The sequence below is a fragment of the Methylobacterium sp. J-026 genome (assembly GCF_022829585.1).
GTDB lineage: Bacteria > Pseudomonadota > Alphaproteobacteria > Rhizobiales > Beijerinckiaceae > Methylobacterium.
The window spans coordinates 25,434-42,120 of the sequence record NZ_JAKSYC010000238.1 but is presented as its reverse complement, the minus strand read 5'-3'; the positions used below and the strand labels follow the sequence as shown (position 1 = coordinate 42,120).

The following is a 16,687-nucleotide window of genomic DNA, read 5'->3' as shown; positions in this document are numbered from 1 at the left end:
CACCGTCACGGGGCCGCCGAGCCGGCCCGAGCAGCCGCAGCCCGGCGAGTACGTCATGGTCTCGGTGAGCGACACCGGCACCGGCATGGCGCCGGCGGTGCTAGCGCGGGTGTTCGAACCGTTCTTCACCACCAAGGAGGTCGGCAAGGGGTCGGGCCTCGGCCTCGCCCAGGTGTTCGGCTTCGTGAAGCAGTCCGGCGGCGGCATCCGCATCGATACGGTCCTCGGCGAGGGCACCTCGATCAAGGTGTACCTGCCCCGCGTCGCAACCGGCGAGGCCGACAGGCCGACCGCGATGGCGCCCATCGACTGCGCCCTCGCGCACCCGCCCGGGAGCATGCCGGTCATCCTCGTGATCGACGACGACGGCAATGTCCGGGAGGTCACCGCGACGCGGCTGGGGGAGGCCGGGTACGCCGTGCGCGAGGCGTCCTCGGGCCTTCAGGGGCTGGCCGCCCTGGAGGCGGATCCGTGCGTCGACCTCGTCGTGCTCGACTTCGCCATGCCGGGGATGAACGGCGCCGAGGCCGCGGTCGAGATCCGCAAGCGCTGGCCGTCGCTCCTGATCCTGTTCGTCACCGGCTTCGCCGACACCGCCATCCTGATGAAGGCGGGGACCGTCGGGTCGGACGGGATCGTGCAGAAGCCGTTCCGCAACGGCGAGCTCGAACGCAAGGTCGCCGCCGCCCTCGCGGCGCAATTCGCCCCCGGCCTGCGGCTGGTCTCGGACCGCGGTCGCGGCGCCTGAGCCGCCGTCCGACAGCGGGGCCGGGCGGCTGCCTCGAAGCCCGTCCGGTCAGCCCGTCACCGGCCGATCGGCATCGCGGGCGCAGCAGACCATGAAAAAGGCCCCGGTCGTCGACCGGGGCCCCTCCGCGCCGGGATTCGGCGTCGGCGCGATCAGTACGAGCGCGTGTTGGTCGTCGTGGGCGCGGTCCCGGTGGAGGTGGGCACGGTCCCGTCCGTGGTCGTCGCGCGGTTGGCGCGGTGATGGCCGATCGCGCAGCCGGCAGCGGCGCCCGCCACCCCGTGCCCGACCATGTGCCCGGCCAGGCCGCCGACGACGGCGCCCTTCAGGCAGCCCTTGGCTTCGGCCTGGCCGACGCCCGCCAGGGCCGTCAGAGCGAGAAGTGAAACAGCGGTCAACATACGCATGGGGTCGCTCCTGGGATTGGATGTTGCCCAGAAACGTGGCGCACCCGCATCCCGTTCCGGATCAGGATGCGGGAACGGGGCTCCGCGCGGAATCGGGTCGGCCGCCGGCGCATCACCCGCCTGAGCCGCCCCCGGAGGCCCCCGTTGGACCAAAGTCCGGTGCAGGCAGGACCCGTTCGGACGCTTGGTCGCAGGTTCGATCACCCAGACCCGCGGCCGCGCATGCTATCGCGGCGTCCCGCGGCCGGCACGCCACGCCCCAGAGGTCGCGAGCGAGCCGACGCCTCCATTGCCCGATCGTTTCGAACACGACCGCATCGACGCGGAAATCCACCGGTCCGACCGCAGCCACGATCCGTTTTCCGCCGCCGTGCGGGCGACACGGATGCCGATGCTGATCACGGACCCGCATCAGCCCGACAACCCGATCGTCTTCGTCAACGCCGCCTTCAGCAGGCTGACCGGCTACGGCCGGGACGAGATTCTGGGGCGCAACTGCCGGTTCCTGCAGGGACCGGAGACCGATCGCGACGACGTCGACAGGATCCGTGCGGCGATCGCAGGGCGCGAGGCGATCGAGATCGATCTTCTCAACTATAAGAAGAGCGGCGAGCGGTTCTGGAATCGCCTGCTGGTCTCCCCGGTCTTCGACGCGGACGGGGCGCTCACCTACTTCTTCGCATCGCAGTTCGACGTCACGCTGGAGCGCGAGCGCCTGCGCGACCTCAACGCCGCGCTTCACAAGCGCGAGCAGATGCTCGACGCGCTGCTGCGCTCGTCCTCCGAGGTCCGCTACCGGATGAGCGCCGACTGGGGCAGCATGTTCCAGCTCGTCGGCGGCGACGTCCTCGCCGATACGACGCAGGACAACCCGCACTGGCTCGCGGACTACATCCCGCCCCAGGCGCGCGCGGCCGTCTCCGCCGAGATCCGGCGCGCGATCGAGACACAGTCTCCGTTCAGCCTCGAGCATCAGGTCCTTGCCGCCGACGGGACGACCGGCTGGATCATGTCGCGCGCCGTACCCGTGTTCGACGGGCAGCAGGCGATCACCGAATGGTACGGGGCCGCCACCGACATCACCCACCGCAAGCGGAGCGAACTTGCCGCGCGCGACCGCACCCTGTCCCTGCAGACGCAGGTCGCCGACCGGACGGCGCAGATGCGCCTCTACGGCGACATCGTCCAGTCGAGCGCCGCCCCGATCTGCGCGTTCGATACGGGCTACCGGCTGATCGCGTTCAACCCGGCGCATAGCGACGCGTTCTTCCGGATCTTCGGCCACCGCGTGGCGCTCGGAGAGGTCTTTCCGGACCTGTTCCCGTCCGACCAGGCCCCGGTCATGCGCGCGCTCATGGACCGGGCCCTGGCCGGGGAATGCTACACCGTGACGGAGGCGTTCGGGGACCCGAACCTCGCCAAGCCGGTCTGGGAAGTCTCCTACGCGCCCCTGCGCGACGCCGAGGGCGCGGTGATCGGCGCGTTCCACTTCGCCAAGGACATCTCCGATCGGCTGCGCGCCGCGGCCGAACTGGCCGAGACCCAGGACGCCCTGCGCCAGTCGCAGAAGATGGAGGCGGTCGGCCAGCTCACCGGCGGCCTCGCGCACGATTTCAACAACCTGCTCGCCGGCATCTCGGGATCGCTGGAACTGATGCAGGCCCGCATGCAGCAGGGGCGGTTCAAGGACGTCGAGCGCTACATGGCGGCCGCCCAGGGCGCGGCCAAGCGGGCCGCGGCCCTGACCCATCGCCTGCTGGCGTTCTCGCGCCGCCAGACCCTCGATCCGCGGCCGACGGACGTGAACCGGCTGGTGCTGGACATGCAGGACATGATTCAGCGCACCGTCGGTCCGTCGATCGCCCTCCAGGTCGTCGGCGCGGCGAGCGTCTGGCCGGCGCTGGTCGATCCGTCGCAGCTCGAGAACGCGCTGCTGAACCTGTGCATCAACGCCCGCGACGCCATGCCGGAGGGCGGACACATCACGGTCGAGACCTCCAACAAGTGGATGGACGGACCGGCCGCCCGGCAGCACGACGTGCCCGAGGGGCAGTACCTCGCCCTGTGCGTGACCGACACCGGGACCGGCATGCCTCCGGAGGTGATCGGCCGCGTGTTCGAGCCGTTCTTCACCACCAAGCCGCTGGGGCAGGGCACCGGCCTCGGCCTGTCGATGATCTACGGCTTCGCGCAGCAATCGGGCGGTCAGGTCCGCATCTATTCCGAAGTCGGTCACGGCACGACCGTGTGCCTCTACCTGCCGCGCTACCACGGCGCGGTGCCCGGTCCGCGCGCCGCCGCGACGCCGCCGAAGTTCCCGCGCTCCGAGCAGGGGGAGACGGTCCTGGTCGTCGATGACGAGCCGACCGTGCGCATGCTGCTCACCGATATTTTGGACGAGCTCGGCTACACGGCGATCGAGGCGGCCGACAGCGCGGCCGGGCTGAAGGTCCTGCGATCGGACGTGCGCATCGATCTGCTGGTGACCGATGTCGGCCTGCCCGGCGGGATGAACGGCCGCCAGATGGCCGATGCCGGGCGCGAGACCCGGCCAGACCTCAGGGTGCTGTTCATCACCGGCTACGCCGAGAACGCCGTCCTCGGGCCCGGCCAGCTCGGGCCCGGCATGGCCGTGCTGACCAAGCCGTTCGCCATGGAGGCGATGGCCACCCGGATCCGCGAGATCATCGAGGCCGACAAGGAGCAGGCACGCCGGCCGTAGGCGCCTGTGTCTTTCGGGGCGCAGGGGAGGGGTCATCCACGGCGTTCGGGGGCGGGCCGGGATCCGATCTCCGGCGCCGCCGTTTCATCCAGACGCGGACCATGGAGACCCGGCGATGCGCGCGGCCCCCAAGCAGGCACAGGGCCGATACGATGCCGGCCTCGACCGGTGGGTCCGGCCGCGGGGGGCTCGGGACCGCGCGGCCAACGACAACGCGGCACCGGACCGGGCCGAGGCCCTCACCGTCGCCATCGGCCAGGCCAGTGCTGCGATCGCCGGCATCTGCGGGATCGTGGCGATCGCGCTGATGATCACGCACTGAGGCGCGCGCGGCTCCCGTCCTCGACCCCGGGCATCGCCCGTTCGCTGTCGCGAAGCGGGCTCGCCTCCTGTCCAGCGACGGGCCCGCAGGGTGCCCTTCGTTCCGCCGGTCGTGATCCGCGGCGGTCCGTCAGGCCGCGCTCTCGCGCCGGGTGACCACCAGGGCCCAGATCGTGGCCGGGATCCAGCCGATCAGCGTGATGTGGAGGAGGATGCACAGGATCCCCTGGAGGACCTTCCCGCGCAGGAACATGGCGAGCCATGGCGCGAGGATGCAGATGATGATCATGACCATGGCGGTATCGGGTCTCCAGCGACGCTGACGAACCGTCACACCGCCTAGATGTTCCCGCCCCTCACGTCATCGCGGCCGCATCGCGCGATCCCTGATCGCGCGTGCGGGTCCGCCCGCGACGGGCGCGCCAAATATCCTGTCGACAGCTTCGACGGGTTGGAACCGTCGCGCTTCGCCGCGGTAGACTTCCCGTCCTGGTTCGGTGCGGAGGCCATCATGATGGCGCTCGGGGTGTTCTGTGTCATGGCCGGCGCCGGCATGGCTGCCGGTTCCCTGTGGTCGCCGCGCTACCGCGCGATCCTCGAAGTGATCGGCGGAAGCCTGTTCCTGGCCGGCCTCGGTTTCGCGGGCGCGGACTTCGCACTGGCATCCTGACGCGACGACGACGCGCAACCGGAAGTCCGGCGCGGATACGGCTCGGCCGCGCCTGCCGGGGATCGCCCTTGTCGCACGCGGATATTTCGCGTCTCCGATCCGTTGTACTGATCCGCGCGATGGTTGGTCAGTCCTGCCGCTGGCGGACGAGGATCACCAAGATGACTATCCTGATGGCTATTGCCCTCGCTGTCGCGTCGGTCGGCGTCGCGACGACGGTCTCGGCTTACCGGTACGCCCCGGTCTCCTCCCGCATCGCGGGCTGGGACGTCGCCTTCGTGAGCGGCGTCAGCGCTGCGGCCCTGGGTGGTCTCGGTGCGCTCGTGCAGGTGTTCACCGCCTGAGCGTAGTCTCAGCATCTCCCGCCGCATGTCCTGATGCGGCGTTGCCGCCGCGCCGGCCAGGCGCATTTTGGCCCGCGGGGACGCGCGGCAGGCATCAGCGGCTCGATGCGACCGTCGCCGGCTCAGGGTCTGTGTCTCTACTCGCGGACATGCGGCGCAGGCCATGCGATGCCGGGATGGAGCCGGACCAACGCGGACGCGCGCCGCGGCACGCCTCACAGGACGGCTGGAGGCGGAGGGCTACCTGAATTGCGGCGGGTGCCTATGTCGGTGGTCAAGGAGCTGTCCGACCCATGATCATGATCATCATCTGCTTCCTCGCGCCCTGGCTCGCCATGTTCCTGCGCGGGAAGGTGATCCAAGGCATTCTCTGCATCATCCTCCACCTGACGCTCATCGGCTGGATCCCCGCGACCATCTGGGCCCTGGTCGTCACGCGCCGGGAAGCCGCCTGACGGGCGCGCGCTGCGGGGACCCGACGTCTCCCGCCCATCCGCCCGGAGCGGGCCGGCGGCGGAGGTCGGGCCCTCCGGCCGCGATCACCAGCCGTCCCGGATCGACGGCTCGGCGAGGGCGAACGTGTCATCCCCCTGCCGCCAGGAGTCCGCGGATCGTCCCGTGATCGTCGCCACGTAGGCGCGTGTCTCCTTGGGCAGCGGCGCCCGTCCGGCGAGCCAGTTCCTCACGCGCTGGGGTCCGGCATTGTAGGCGGCCGCCGCCAGGCCGAGGCTGCCGAACGCCGCGCGCTGTTCGCGCAGGAACGCCGCCGCCTTGGGTATCGCTTCGAAGGGGTCGAAGGGGTCGGTCAGGCCCCGCTCGGCCGCGGTCGCGGGCATGAATTGCGCGACGCCCTGAGCCCCCGCGCGGCTGACCGCGCGGTGATCGAGCCCGCTCTCCTGCTCGAGGAGCCGGAGGAAGAAGTCGACCGGCAGGCCGCTGGCATCGGCCGCCTGCCCGATGAACGCCCTCAGGCGCTGTTTATCGCCATAGAAGGCGTTCAGCCACGTATCTTGTAGCGCGTCATCGACCTGCGGGATCGCGGCCGCTGCGGTGTCGGCCCGCATGCGGATCCGAATGAAATCGGCGGTCACGCCGTCGAGCGACATGATCACGACGAAACAGGGCGGCCGCGGTGCCGGCAACACCAGGGCCGCGACCGGCGCGACCACACCTGCCTCCGGTCGGGGAGGAGGGACCGTCAGCCCGGCTCCCAGCAGTGCCGCCACTGAAAAAACGACGGTTCGGGCGGCGGTTCGGGGACGCGGCCCGACGAGCCCGTTGGGGTCGCCGCCCGGGATTTGCGCCCGGAACCGAGGCTGAGCGATCGATCTCGGAGCCTGCATCCTCGCCTTGGCGCGCGCGGTTCGGGCTGCCGTCGGCATGCAGCCATCCTGAAGACCGGTGGATCTTCAGCTTTATCTACCACAGCAGATCCGGAGAACGGTAATCGGCGCCGGACCGAGGTTCCAATCCTGTTGATTGTGGTGACGTGGCAGCGAGGCCTTTGCTACCCGCGCCCTGCGGCATCCCCGGCGCGGCATCCCGGCGTCCGACCCAGGCAGCGAGCGGGCGAACGTGATCCCGCGGACATCGCGTGTATTCGCGCGGACAGTGCCGGGGGGCGAGGGTCCTCGATCGGTATGGCGGCGGCGGGGATGCGCGATCGGAACATGCTCGGGCACCGCGAGGGCCTGTCGGTGCGAAGGATCTGAAACGTCCGAAGCACCAAGCCGCGTCGGCGCGGCCCGATCGGTATTCGCGCGTGGCCAAACCTTAATCACCGCCGCCTTGAACTGTTTGTCCCCCAACGCAGTTTCCAGGATATGGTACGTCGTTGCCCAGCTACGGTGGGGGACCTGCAGCCCGTCGGCGTGCCGAGACACCTCATGGTCGTCCGGCGCGACGATCACCTGTCGTCCTGGGCCACGATCTCGATCTCCTGCCTGTCGACCCTGGCGTTGCTCGCCTCGGGCGCGGCCTGGCTGGGGCCGCGCAACGGCTGGATCCCACCGATGTCGTCGCGCCGCACGGCCTCGGTCATGCCCGCCGAGTCGCCGCAGCCGGCCGTCTTTCCGTCGTGGGTCGAGGTCCCGCACCTGGCACGGGGCCCATCGGCCGGGGACGATCCGGAGGCTCCCCCGTCCGCGGAGGGGCCCCGCACCTTCCTGGATCCGAACCCCGCGGATGCGGCGGAGCCGCCCGCATCCCTGCCGCCGCGGGCCAATCCGCGCCAGCCGCTGATCGGCCGCGCACCCCTCGATGCGGCGCGTCTGACGCAGGAACAGCCGCCCGCCTGGACGGAACGCACCGGATTCCGGGACATCGCCAGGGCGGTCCCGCCCTCCGCGGTCGCGACCCTCGAACCGGACGCGCCGCAACCGCTCCAGGGTCGCGCCGAGACGGGGACGACGCGAACCCGGCCGGCGGATCCGACGCCCACGCCGATCCTGCCGCCCGGGCCGGCCCAGGCGCGGCCTCCGACCGAGGTCGTTGTTCGTCCCGCGCCGACGGTCGCCGCCGCACCCCCGCTCGGACGCGTGGCGACACTCGGCCCGGATCCGGCGCAGCCGGTAGTGGATCGAACGATCCCGATCACGCCGCCGCGCGAAGCCGGGGGCGTGGTCGCGCCGATCCTGAACCCCGGACCCGCCCGCCACGCGCGGTCGCTCAGACGGCCGCGTGCCGCGGCGGTGGCGGCCGCGCGGGCCCGGGTGCCGTACCGCGACGCCGAGCAGACGGCGAGCATCACGGGCGCGCCGCGCGCGCTCCGTGCGCGGATCGATGCCGGCGCGGTCGCCTACGCCACGATCCACCGCGGTCGCTCCGCCGCCCCGGCGACCGCGCCCGCGCCGTCCGCCGTGTGGACGCTGCCACCCGCCCTTGCGCCGTCGGATTAGATCCATGCCGCGGCCCCCCGTTCACCCCCCGCGAAGAAGGAGAGCCGTGATGTTCCGTCGTTCGATCTGCTGCGCTACCCTCGTGTCCGCCCTGGTCGGGCCCGCCCTGGCCCAGGAGGCGGCTGCCCCGCCGGACAGCTCGGCCGCCACGTGGCAGATGCCCTGGCAGATCGCACCGATCGGGCCGGCCTCGACCGCGGCCGGCGAGCAGACCATCCTGTCGATGGTCCCCGGCACCGGTCTGGTGAAGGGCACCTCCGCGGCCCTGCAGACCATCGGCCAGCCGCTCGCCGAGGTTCCGGGCCGCAACCGCACGGTCGAGACCTGCCGCAGCACCGTGATGAGCGAGGCCACCAAGGCCGGGGCGAAGCAGGTCGAGGCGGTCTCGGTGGGGGCGGACCGGACCGACAAGAAGGGCGACTACTTCGCGCCGGTGCTGTTCCGCATCACCTACGAGCGGCCGATGATGTACGAGGTGCGCGAGGCGGCGATGATCTGCGTCGTGAGCCGCAAGGGCGCGATCGTCGACGCCTATATGCCGGCCGATGAGGCTGTCCTCACGCAGTGGACGGCGCTCGGCCGCTAGAGCATCGCCCCGGCTCCGATACCCGGTCGAGGTCGCTGCGCGGGATCGCATGCCGACCCGATCCCGTAGATCCCAAAGGGATCATCCCTTTGGCGGGGTCCCGGGGCAGAGCCCCGAGGCTTTCGCAGGGCATGCGCCCTGCGTCCGCGAAGGGTCTCGGACCGCACGAAACCACGGCTCGGCTTGCCGATCCTCGGTCCCGGTGCGGCGGCCCCCTGTCGCGCCGGCCGCCGCCCGACCCGTGGGCGGCCGCGTCCGGCCCCGTCGCCTCAGTGACCTGAGCCGCGCATCAGGCTCTTGAGGCGCTGGTCGGCCCTGTCGAGGCGGTCGGCGATGCCCCGCCGGATGCACCGGCCGATGGAATCGCCGGTATAGAACCCGATCGTCTGCTCCTGATGCCGGCAGGACAGGACCGGCGGCCAGGCCATCACCCCCGCCACCACGAGGAGCACCACCACGCTGTCGACGCCGAGCCAGCCCTTCCAGCCGAGCCGAAAGCCGCCCTGGCCTGGGCGGCGGCGGGACCCCCGCCGACGGGACGGATCGGGTCCGACCCGCGCCATGCGGGCGCGGAACTGGGCTTCCTCGAGCCTGTCGGGGGTGTCGCCGGCTGCGGGGAGGAGGGGGCGGCTGGACATGGCGCGCTCGCGGGGTCGTCAGGTGCGGATCGGAGGGGATTCGGGCCTCGTCCCGGATGCCGGGCGCCGAGGGCCCGGGCGGCTCATTCGGTGATCCGCTTCAGGAGCGCGAAATTGTCCTGCACGGACGTGACGCTGCCGAACATCGCGTGCCGGGCGCAGGCGCCGCTCCCGAGGAGCCCGAGCCAGCCCGCCGCCGGGGGCCCGCTGCAATCGGCGTAGCTGCCGTAGAGGAACAGCGCCACCGGCAGCGCCAGCAGGCCGAACTTCACGCAGGCGAACAGACGCCCGAAGACGCCGCGGCGCGCGCGGGGCGGCGCGTCGTCCTCCGCGTCCCAGCCCGCATCCTCCGGATCCCATCCGTGGCGATCCGCGTCGATGTCCCGATCCCGGCGGTACATGGCAAGTCTGGCCTCGGTCTGATCCGGTCAGACACGGTGCCATGCCTTCGTGAAGCTTGGCCTAAGGCGAATGTTTAAGGTTGCCTGAACGCCGACCGCGCGTCCGCCAGGGGTCAGGCGGCCAGCGCCCGCCTCACCGTCGCCCGCAGGTCCGCCAGCGAGAAGGGCTTCGTCAGCACGTCGGTGACGATGGCATCGAGTCCACGCGCCCGCTCGCGCTGGTCCGCGAAGCCGGTCATCAGCAGGATGGTCAGGTCCGGGAAGTCGCGCTTGGCCGCCAGCGCCAGGGCGATGCCATCCATGAGCGGCATGCGGATGTCGGTGAGCATCAGATCGAAGCCGCCATGGGCCTCGTTGAGGCGGTCGAGCCCGTCGCTCCCGTCGTTGGCGGTGACGACCGCATGCCCGTCGATCTCGAGACCTCGCTTGAGGAAGCCCCGGACGGTCTCTTCGTCATCCACCAGGAGGATGCGCGCCATGTGGTCCCGTAAACGTCCCCGCCCCGCGAGCCTCCCGCCGTGACGACGTCAGACCCTCCGACGCACGACAGACGCAGACCGATCCGCACCATGTCAAGATGGGGCGCGGTCAAAACCGCCGGATCGTCGCGGCCCGCGGCGAAAATGCCGCGCCGGACGGATGTCCGGCTACGGATCGAACAGATCCGGATCCCCGCTGCCGAAGTCGACCACGCCGACGAAGGGCAGCTGCCGGAAGGCGTGGGCCGCGTCCATCCCGTAGCCGACGACGAACACGTCGGGGCAGGTGAACCCGACGAAATCGGCGTCGATGGTCACGGCGCGCTTGCCGGGCTTCTCCAGCAGCACCGCGGTCAGCACCCGCCGGGCGCCGCGCGCCATCAGCAGGTCCTTGGCGAAGACGACGGTCCGGCCGGATTCCAGGATGTCGTCGACGAGCAGCACGTCCCGCCCGCGCACTTCGCTCTGCACGTCCCGCAGGATCTCGACCTGCCCGCTGGAGACCGTCCCGGTGCGGTAGCTCGACAGGTGGACGAACTCGACCTGCGGCGCGAGCCCGACCCGGTGGAGCGCCCGCAGCAGGTCGGCGGCGAACATGAAGCTGCCCTTGAGCACGGCCACGACCAGGAGATTCTCCGGCCGCGCCCCCAGGATCTCCCGGGCGAGCTCGTCGTTGCGCTTGGCGATGGCGGCCTCGTCGAACAGGGTTCGGACGCGCCGTTCAGGGATGCTCATCTCACGTGTCCCGGAAGTCCGGCCGCGGGACGGGACCCGCCGCCGCGCTCGGCACCGGTCTTAGCCTCCCCGGATCGCGGGGGAAACCGCGGATGCACGACGGCGCCGCCGCAGCGTCACCGAACCGACCGCCTCCGCACAAGCAAAAGGGGCCGGCGATCCGCCAACCCCTTGCGCTGTCGAGCTGAATGGATGGTACCACCGCCCCGGCTCGAACGGGGGACCCCCAGATCCACAATCTGGTGCTCTAACCAACTGAGCTACGGCGGCACTGGCGGGCGGTGTATCGTGGGCCGCGGCGGTTTTCAAGCGATGTGCGCGGGGTTGTGCGGGTCGGCGCCCCGGATCGGTGGACGCAGGCCGGGTTCGGCCCCTAAGTGAGGCCGCAAGGCCGAGCCGTGATGCGGCGGCCGGGGCGGACCGGGGTGAACGGACGGACCGTGAGCGCGCGACAGCCAGCGGCGGCCAAGGGCGGGAACCAGGCCCCCGCGGACCGGTCGGCGGACGCGCCGGCCCGGAATGCGGCCGGGCCGCAGGGACGCCGCCGTCGCCGCTGGACCGGCGCCGGCATCGTCCAAGCGCCGGGGCAGCTGCGCAGCCTCGTCCGCCGGAGCGAGGGCGGCCTCATCGCGCTGGCGACCCTGGTGGGCTGCATCGCCGGGGTGGCCGTCTCGGGCATGAACTGGGCCACCCAGAGCCTGCGCGAGCTGCTCTTCCTCCTGCCGCCGGGGATGCGGCTCAGCGCGGCCGACACCGTCTCGCCGGTGCTCCTGCTCGTCGGGCCCTGCCTGGGCGGCGGGCTGCTCGGGCTCGTGATCGTCGCGGCAGGCTTCATCCGCGGCCCGCGCAAGCGCCCCGCCATCGATCCGATCGAGGCGAACGCCCTGCACGGCGGCCGCCTGTCCCTGCGCGACAGCCTCTACCTCGCCCTGCAGAACGTCATCTCGAACGGCTGCGGCGCCTCGGTGGGGCTGGAGGCCGGCTACACGCAGCTCGCCTCCGGCCTCGCCTCCCGGCTCGGGATCGCCTTCGAGGTGCGCCGGAGCGACCTGCGGACCCTGGTCGGCTGCGGGGCCGCGGGGGCGATCGCGGCGGGCTTCGGCGCGCCGCTGGCCGGGGCCTTCTACGCCTTCGAGCTGATCATCGGCACCTATTCCATCGCCACGCTGACCCCGGTGGTGGTCGCGGCGCTCTGCGGCAACCTGATCGCGCAGTCGCTGATCGAGACGCAGCCGCTGGTCGATTTCGGCGACGTGCAGGCGATCACCACCTCGCACGTCACCAGCATGGAGATCCTGCCGAGCCTCGCCCTGGGGCTGGTCTGCGCGGGGCTCGGCATCCTGATCATGCGCGGGGTCACCCTGGTGGAGCGGCTGGTCCAGGCCTCGCGGGTGCCGCGGGCGGCGGCGCCGGCCCTGGGCGGGCTCTGCGTCGGGGCGCTGGCGCTGCTGGCGACGCCGCAGGTGCTCTCGGGCGGGCACGGCGCCCTGCACCTGCACTTCGCCGCCGAGGGGCAGGGACACGGGATCGCGGCCCTGGCCGGGCTGTTCGCCGCCAAGGCGGTGGCCTCGGCGATCTCGATCGGCTCCGGCTTCCGGGGCGGCCTGTTCTTCGCATCCCTGTTGCTCGGGGCCATCGCGGGCAAGCTGTTCGCCGCCCTGGCTCCCGCGCTCGTGCCGCCGCTGGCGGGATTCGGACTCACGCCGCTCGCCTACGCGGTGATCGGCATGAGCGCGCTGGCGGTGGCGGTCATCGGCGGGCCGCTGACCATGACGTTCCTGACCCTGGAGATCACCGGCAGCCTGCCGATCACCGGGCTGGTGCTGGCGGCGGTGATCGCGTCCTCGCTCACCGTGCGCAAGACCTTCGGCTACTCCTTCGCCACCTGGCGCTTCCACCTGCGCGGCGAGAGCATCCGCAGCCCCCACGATGTCGGCTGGATCCGCTCGCTGACCGTGGGCCGGCTGATGCGCCGCGATCCCGGCACCGTGGCGGTGGACACGCCGCTGCCCACTTTCCTGCGCGCCCACCCCCTGGGCTCGCCCTCCCGGGTGATCGCCGTGGACGGGCGCGGGCGCTATGCCGGGATCGTGAACGTCCCCGAGGCGCATGCCGCCGCGCGGGAGGCCGATGCCGCGGCGCAGCCCGTGCTGGTCGACCTCCTGCTGCACGGCGCGGATTTCCTCACCCCGGGCATGAACGCCAAGGACGCCGCCGCCGCCTTCGACCGCACCGAGAGCGAGGCGCTGGCGGTGGTCGACGGGCCCGAGACCCGCCGGGTGCTGGGCCTGCTCACCGAGAGCCACACGCTCAAGCGCTACAGCGAGGAACTCGACCGCCAGCGCCGGGCCATGGCGGGGGAAATCGACTGATTGTCAGGCCGGGGTGTTGACCGGATACCGGCGCGGACCAATCACCTGACGCCGACGATCCGGGCTCAGCGAGGCCCGCTCTTCCGAAACGCGTGGAGGATTCATGCCCGGTCCAGAGACCAGCCAGCAGCGCCGCTACCGCATCGCGGTGATCCCGGGCGACGGGATCGGCAAGGAGGTGGTGCCCGAGGGCGTGCGCGTGCTGGAGCAGGCCGCGAAGCGGCACGGCTTCGCGCTCCAGCTCGACTGGTTCGATTTCGCGAGCTGCGACTACTACGAACAACACGGCCGGATGATGCCGGAGGACTGGAAGGCGCAGATCGAGACCCACGACGCGATCTATTTCGGCGCCGTCGGCATGCCGGAGCGGGTGCCCGACCACATCTCGCTCTGGGGCTCGCTGATCCTGTTCCGGCGCGAGTTCGACCAGTACGCGAACCTGCGCCCGGTCCGGCTGATGCCGGGGGTGAAGTGCCCGCTCGCCGACCGCAAGCCCGGCGACATCGACTTCTGGGTGGTCCGGGAGAACACCGAAGGCGAGTACTCGAACGCGGGCGGGCGGATGTTCGCCGGCACCGACCGGGAATTCGCCCTGCAGGAGACGATCATGACCCGGCACGGGGTCGACCGGATCCTGAAATTCGCCTTCGAGCTCGCGCAGAAGCGCCCGAAGAAGCACCTGACCTCGGCCACGAAGTCGAACGGCATCTCGATCACGATGCCGTACTGGGACGAGCGCGTGAAGGCGATGGCCGAGGGCTACCCGGACGTGCGGTGGGACCAGTACCACATCGACATCCTGACCGCGCATTTCGTGCTCAATCCGGACCGGTTCGACGTGGTGGTGGCCTCCAACCTGTTCGGCGACATCCTGTCGGATCTGGGGCCCGCCTGCACGGGCACGATCGGCATCGCGCCGTCCGGCAACATCAACCCGGAGCGGGTGCACCCGTCCGTGTTCGAGCCGGTCCACGGCTCGGCCCCCGACATCGCCGGGCAGGGCATCGCCAACCCGATCGGGCAGATCTGGTCGGGGGCGATGATGCTGGAGCATCTCGGCGAGCACGCGGCGGCGGCTGAGATCGTCAGCGGGATCGAGCGGGTCCTGTCCGAGCGGACGCTGCGCACCCGCGACCTCGGCGGCAATGCCGACACGCAGGCCTGCGGCAAGGCGGTTGCCGAGGCTTTGGGGTAGGGACGGCTTTTCCCATCCACTCTCCTCATCCTGAGGAGCCCTCCGGAAATCGTGAGACCGCTGGAGGGCTCCTTCGAGGGCTACGCTGCGCTTCGCCGCCTCAGGATGAGGGAATTGGACTGGATGGACGCTGAGTTCGAAAACTCAACCCGGGCGGCGGCGCACGCTCACCACGTTGCTGGCCGCCTCGGCCTTGCCGGCCGCCGCCGGCAGGGTATCGAGCGCCATCCTGACGATGGCGGCGGCGTCGAGCCCGGCCTCGGCGTACATCTTCTCCGGGCTGTCGTGGTCCTGATAGGTGTCCGGCAGCGTCAGGGTCCGCACCCGGACCCGGCCCGCATCGAGCGCGCCCCGCTCCGAGAGGAGATGCAGCACCATCGCCCCGAACCCGCCCCGCGAGCCCTCCTCGATCGTCAGAAGCACCTCGTGGTCCCGCGCCAGATCCAGGATCAGCGCCTCGTCCAGCGGCTTGGCGAAGCGCGCATCCGCGACGCTCACCCCGACGCCCTGATCCGACAGCGTGTCCGCCGCCTTCAGCGCCTCGGACAGGCGCGTGCCCAGGCTGAGGATCGCCACCCGCGCCTCCGCGTCCCGCCGCACCATGCGCCCCTGGCCGATCGGAAGCACCTCGCCCCGCTCCGGCAGCTCGACCCCGACCCCCTCGCCGCGCGGGTAGCGCAGGGCGATCGGGCCGGAATCGTGCGCGTGGGCGGTCGCCACCATGTGGACCAGCTCGGCCTCGTCGGAGGCCGCCATCACGGTCATGTTCGGCAGGCAGCACAGATACGCCAGGTCGAAGGCCCCGGCATGGGTCGCCCCGTCCGCCCCGACCAGCCCGGCCCGGTCCAGGCAGAACCGCACGGGCAGGTTCTGCAAAGCCACGTCGTGCACGACTTGGTCGTAGGCCCGCTGCAGGAAGGTCGAGTAGATCGCCACGAACGGCCGGTAGCCCTCGGTGGCCAGGCCGCCGGCAAAGGTCACCGCGTGCTGCTCGGCGATGCCGACGTCGAAGGTCTTGTCCGGGTGCGCCTTCCCGAACAGGTCGATCCCGGTGCCGCCGGGCATCGCCGCGGTGATCGCCACGACCCGGTCGTCGGCGTCGGCCGCCTTGATCAGGCTCTCGCCGAACACCCGGGTGTAGGCCGGGGCGTTCGGCTTGGCCTTGGCCTGGACGCCCGAGACCACGTCGAACTTGACCACCCCGTGATAGCGGTCGGCGCTGGCCTCGGCCGGGGCGTAGCCCTTGCCCTTCCGGGTGACGACGTGGAGCAGGATCGGGCCGTGCTCGGCGTCGCGGACGTTCTTCAGGACCGGCAGCAGCTGGTCGAGGTTGTGCCCGTCGACCGGGCCGACATAGTGAAAACCCATCTCCTCGAACATCGTGCCGCCGCCGACCACGAGGGAGCGGGCATATTCCTCGGCCGCGGCCGCGCGCTGGTAGAGCGCCTTCGGCAGGAGCTTGCCGAGCTGCTTGGCGGTCTCGCGCAGGGACTGGTAGGTGCCCCCCGAGGCCAGCCGCGCGAGGTAGCCCGACATCGCGCCCACCGGCGGGGCGATCGACATGTCGTTGTCGTTGAGGATCACGATCAGGCGCGAATGCAGGGCGCCGGCATTGTTCATCGCCTCGTAGGCCATGCCGGCCGACATCGAGCCGTCGCCGATCACCGCGATGGCGTTGCGGCGCGTCACGCCGCGGCCCTTGGCCTTGGCGGCGGCCGCGTCGAGGTCGCGGGCGACCGCCATGCCGAGCGCCGCCGAGATCGAGGTCGAGGAATGGGCGGCGCCGAACGGGTCGTAGACGCTCTCGGAGCGCTTGGTGAAGCCCGACAGGCCGCCGCCCTGGCGCAGCGTCCGGATGCGGTCGCGGCGCTCGGTGAGGATCTTGTGCGGGTAGCACTGGTGGCCGACATCCCAGACGATCCGGTCGTCGGGGGTGTCGAACACGTGGTGCAGCGCGACCGTGAGTTCGACCACGCCCAGCCCCGAGCCGAGGTGTCCGCCGGTGACCGAGACCGCGTCGATCATCTCGGCGCGCACCGCCTCCGCCACCGCCGCAAGCTCCGATTCCGGAAGACGGCGCAACGCCGCCGGATTCGGGACACGGTCGAGAAGTGCGCTCTGCTCGGGGGTAATCGCCACGGCATCAACCTCTAACGGACGGGATCGGTCGGA

General features: G+C 71.3%; 18 protein-coding genes and 1 tRNA gene. 10 read left to right on the top strand and 9 right to left on the bottom strand.

Going from position 1 to position 16,687, the window contains the following annotated elements; genetic code table 11:
• Positions 1-748 (top strand): response regulator (locus MKK69_RS20880; RefSeq protein ID WP_243971041.1); only part of this gene is annotated, 748 nt, incomplete at its 5' end.
• A 152-nt stretch (positions 749-900) separates the two neighbouring features.
• Here MKK69_RS20880 and MKK69_RS20875 read toward each other — a convergent pair.
• Entirely contained in the window at positions 901-1,155 is a 255-nt protein-coding gene (locus tag MKK69_RS20875) for a hypothetical protein (RefSeq protein ID WP_243971039.1), read from the bottom strand.
• A gap of 289 nt (positions 1,156-1,444) precedes the next feature.
• Between MKK69_RS20875 and MKK69_RS20865 the strand changes: the two genes are divergently transcribed.
• Together MKK69_RS20865 and MKK69_RS20860 are read left to right on the top strand one after the other, a co-directional pair.
• Entirely contained in the window at positions 1,445-3,877 is a 2,433-nt protein-coding gene (locus MKK69_RS20865) for a PAS domain-containing protein (RefSeq protein ID WP_409564855.1), read from the top strand.
• Between the two features lie 115 nt (positions 3,878-3,992).
• Entirely contained in the window at positions 3,993-4,199 is a 207-nt protein-coding gene (locus tag MKK69_RS20860; RefSeq protein ID WP_243971037.1) for a hypothetical protein, read from the top strand.
• Between the two features lie 129 nt (positions 4,200-4,328).
• Here the strand turns inward: MKK69_RS20860 and MKK69_RS20855 are convergent, their stop codons facing one another.
• Positions 4,329-4,493, bottom strand: coding sequence for a YqaE/Pmp3 family membrane protein (locus tag MKK69_RS20855; RefSeq protein WP_238249468.1), 165 nt, complete (start codon positions 4,491-4,493; stop codon positions 4,329-4,331).
• A 48-nt stretch (positions 4,494-4,541) separates the two neighbouring features.
• Here MKK69_RS20855 and MKK69_RS20850 point away from each other — a divergent pair, with 48 nt between their 5' ends.
• From MKK69_RS20850 to MKK69_RS20840, 3 genes are all read left to right on the top strand, one after another.
• A complete protein-coding gene (locus MKK69_RS20850; protein WP_243971035.1) occupies positions 4,542-4,868 on the top strand; it encodes a hypothetical protein in 327 nt (108 codons plus the stop codon).
• Positions 4,869-5,029: 161 nt separating this feature from the next.
• Positions 5,030-5,212, top strand: a complete 183-nt coding sequence (locus MKK69_RS20845; RefSeq protein ID WP_243971033.1) for a hypothetical protein — start codon at positions 5,030-5,032, stop codon at positions 5,210-5,212.
• Positions 5,213-5,505: 293 nt separating this feature from the next.
• Positions 5,506-5,667, top strand: coding sequence for a YqaE/Pmp3 family membrane protein (locus MKK69_RS20840; protein WP_243971031.1), 162 nt, complete (start codon positions 5,506-5,508; stop codon positions 5,665-5,667).
• Positions 5,668-5,751: 84 nt separating this feature from the next.
• Here MKK69_RS20840 and MKK69_RS31390 read toward each other — a convergent pair whose 3' ends face one another.
• Positions 5,752-6,381, bottom strand: coding sequence for a lytic transglycosylase domain-containing protein (locus MKK69_RS31390; RefSeq protein ID WP_409564854.1), 630 nt, complete (start codon positions 6,379-6,381; stop codon positions 5,752-5,754).
• A gap of 717 nt (positions 6,382-7,098) precedes the next feature.
• Here MKK69_RS31390 and MKK69_RS20830 point away from each other — a divergent pair.
• A complete protein-coding gene (locus MKK69_RS20830) occupies positions 7,099-8,109 on the top strand; it encodes a hypothetical protein (protein WP_243971030.1) in 1,011 nt (336 codons plus the stop codon).
• 49 nt (positions 8,110-8,158) lie between these two features.
• On the top strand, positions 8,159-8,695 hold the full coding sequence (locus MKK69_RS20825; RefSeq protein WP_243971028.1) for a hypothetical protein: 537 nt from the start codon (positions 8,159-8,161) through the stop codon (positions 8,693-8,695).
• 269 nt (positions 8,696-8,964) lie between these two features.
• On the opposite strand, the gene MKK69_RS20820 is transcribed toward MKK69_RS20825, so the two are convergent.
• The 5 genes from MKK69_RS20820 to MKK69_RS20800 form a co-directional block, all read right to left on the bottom strand.
• A complete protein-coding gene (locus MKK69_RS20820; RefSeq protein ID WP_243971026.1) occupies positions 8,965-9,333 on the bottom strand; it encodes a hypothetical protein in 369 nt (122 codons plus the stop codon).
• Between the two features lie 83 nt (positions 9,334-9,416).
• Positions 9,417-9,734: a hypothetical protein gene (locus tag MKK69_RS20815; RefSeq protein ID WP_243971024.1), complete on the bottom strand. Its 318-nt coding sequence runs from the start codon at positions 9,732-9,734 to the stop codon at positions 9,417-9,419.
• A gap of 113 nt (positions 9,735-9,847) precedes the next feature.
• Positions 9,848-10,213, bottom strand: coding sequence for a response regulator (locus MKK69_RS20810; protein ID WP_243971022.1), 366 nt, complete (start codon positions 10,211-10,213; stop codon positions 9,848-9,850).
• Positions 10,214-10,381: 168 nt separating this feature from the next.
• Positions 10,382-10,948: a hypoxanthine phosphoribosyltransferase gene (hpt, locus tag MKK69_RS20805; protein WP_243971020.1), complete on the bottom strand. Its 567-nt coding sequence runs from the start codon at positions 10,946-10,948 to the stop codon at positions 10,382-10,384.
• A gap of 193 nt (positions 10,949-11,141) precedes the next feature.
• Positions 11,142-11,218, bottom strand: a tRNA-His gene (locus MKK69_RS20800).
• A 170-nt stretch (positions 11,219-11,388) separates the two neighbouring features.
• On the opposite strand from MKK69_RS20800, the gene MKK69_RS20795 reads away from it, so the two are divergent.
• On the top strand, positions 11,389-13,320 hold the full coding sequence (locus MKK69_RS20795; RefSeq protein ID WP_243971018.1) for a chloride channel protein: 1,932 nt from the start codon (positions 11,389-11,391) through the stop codon (positions 13,318-13,320).
• A 103-nt stretch (positions 13,321-13,423) separates the two neighbouring features.
• Positions 13,424-14,515 carry a tartrate dehydrogenase gene (locus MKK69_RS20790; RefSeq protein WP_243971016.1) on the top strand — a complete coding sequence of 364 codons (1,092 nt, stop codon included), beginning with the start codon at positions 13,424-13,426 and terminating at the stop codon, positions 14,513-14,515.
• A gap of 144 nt (positions 14,516-14,659) precedes the next feature.
• Here the strand turns inward: MKK69_RS20790 and dxs are convergent, their stop codons facing one another.
• Positions 14,660-16,654, bottom strand: coding sequence for a 1-deoxy-D-xylulose-5-phosphate synthase (dxs, locus tag MKK69_RS20785; RefSeq protein WP_243971014.1), 1,995 nt, complete (start codon positions 16,652-16,654; stop codon positions 14,660-14,662).
• Positions 16,655-16,687 lie beyond the last annotated feature (33 nt).

Coding starts and splice junctions, on each gene's coding strand:
- MKK69_RS20875 (WP_243971039.1), bottom strand. CDS start 1,155: ATGCGTATGTTGACCGCTGTTTCACTTCTCGCTCTGACGGCCCTGGCG.
- MKK69_RS20860 (WP_243971037.1), top strand. CDS start 3,993: ATGCGCGCGGCCCCCAAGCAGGCACAGGGCCGATACGATGCCGGCCTC.
- MKK69_RS20855 (WP_238249468.1), bottom strand. CDS start 4,493: ATGGTCATGATCATCATCTGCATCCTCGCGCCATGGCTCGCCATGTTC.
- MKK69_RS20850 (WP_243971035.1), top strand. CDS start 4,542: ATGTTCCCGCCCCTCACGTCATCGCGGCCGCATCGCGCGATCCCTGAT.
- MKK69_RS20845 (WP_243971033.1), top strand. CDS start 5,030: ATGACTATCCTGATGGCTATTGCCCTCGCTGTCGCGTCGGTCGGCGTC.
- MKK69_RS20840 (WP_243971031.1), top strand. CDS start 5,506: ATGATCATGATCATCATCTGCTTCCTCGCGCCCTGGCTCGCCATGTTC.
- MKK69_RS20830 (WP_243971030.1), top strand. CDS start 7,099: ATGGTCGTCCGGCGCGACGATCACCTGTCGTCCTGGGCCACGATCTCG.
- MKK69_RS20825 (WP_243971028.1), top strand. CDS start 8,159: ATGTTCCGTCGTTCGATCTGCTGCGCTACCCTCGTGTCCGCCCTGGTC.
- MKK69_RS20820 (WP_243971026.1), bottom strand. CDS start 9,333: ATGTCCAGCCGCCCCCTCCTCCCCGCAGCCGGCGACACCCCCGACAGG.
- MKK69_RS20815 (WP_243971024.1), bottom strand. CDS start 9,734: ATGTACCGCCGGGATCGGGACATCGACGCGGATCGCCACGGATGGGAT.
- MKK69_RS20810 (WP_243971022.1), bottom strand. CDS start 10,213: ATGGCGCGCATCCTCCTGGTGGATGACGAAGAGACCGTCCGGGGCTTC.
- hpt (WP_243971020.1), bottom strand. CDS start 10,948: ATGAGCATCCCTGAACGGCGCGTCCGAACCCTGTTCGACGAGGCCGCC.
- MKK69_RS20790 (WP_243971016.1), top strand. CDS start 13,424: ATGCCCGGTCCAGAGACCAGCCAGCAGCGCCGCTACCGCATCGCGGTG.